Source organism: Lactobacillus delbrueckii subsp. delbrueckii DSM 20074 = JCM 1012 (assembly GCF_001433875.1).
GTDB classification, from domain to species: Bacteria; Bacillota; Bacilli; order Lactobacillales; family Lactobacillaceae; genus Lactobacillus; species Lactobacillus delbrueckii.
In genome coordinates this window covers 1-670 of the sequence record NZ_AZCR01000125.1, presented here as the reverse complement: position 1 = coordinate 670, position 670 = coordinate 1, and the positions used below count along the sequence as shown (strand labels likewise).

Here is a 670-nt window from a genome sequence, read left to right as displayed (position 1 = left end):
TTTTTGTGCTCTGATCCAGTGAAAACGATTTTTCTTACTGGATCGGAACAGTGTTCAGTTTAATTTTACAATCGGCGCAAAAAAATTTATTAAAAAAGTTATAAAATTGATCTAAATCAATTTCTTTTGCCTGGGGAGGACCTATAATGCTAAGTATCAAGAGAAGAAATTACTACTTAAGTAAAAAGAAGGGAAATTACCATTATGAAGAAATTAGACGCTACTACTTTGACTGCTGACCAACAAAAGTTCTTTAACGACGCTTTGGCCTTCGTTGCTTCCGTTGACAAGGACGGCAACCCACAAGTTGGTCCTAAGGAATCATTGACTGCTTTGGACGAGAAGCACCTGGTCTGGAGTGAAGTTACCTTCTCCCACTTGTGGGAAAACATCAAGAACGGCAGCAAGGTTGCTGTTGTAGTTGCTGACGTGCCAAGCCACACTAACGTACGCGTGCTCGGCAGCGTGACTATCCACGAAGGCGACGACTTCGCTAAGGAATACGCTGCTAAGGTTGGCAAGAAAACTGATGTTGCCGTAGTAGTTGAAGTTGAAGAAATCTTCGCTTAATCAAATCAGCATAAAGAAAACGCCAATTGCAAGAATAAATTGAACACTTACCATAACATCTAGCAGATTTTGACTATCTACGCCGGTAAATGCGGTCAAG

1 protein-coding gene is annotated in these 670 nt (G+C 41.0%); it reads left to right on the top strand.

Translation table 11 applies throughout. The features are described from left to right. Window positions 1-204: 204 nt before the first annotated feature. Window positions 205-570 (top strand): pyridoxamine 5'-phosphate oxidase family protein, encoded by a 366-nt coding sequence (locus tag FD23_RS08770; RefSeq protein WP_025895957.1) that lies wholly within the window; start codon window positions 205-207, stop codon window positions 568-570. Window positions 571-670: the final 100 nt, after the last annotated feature.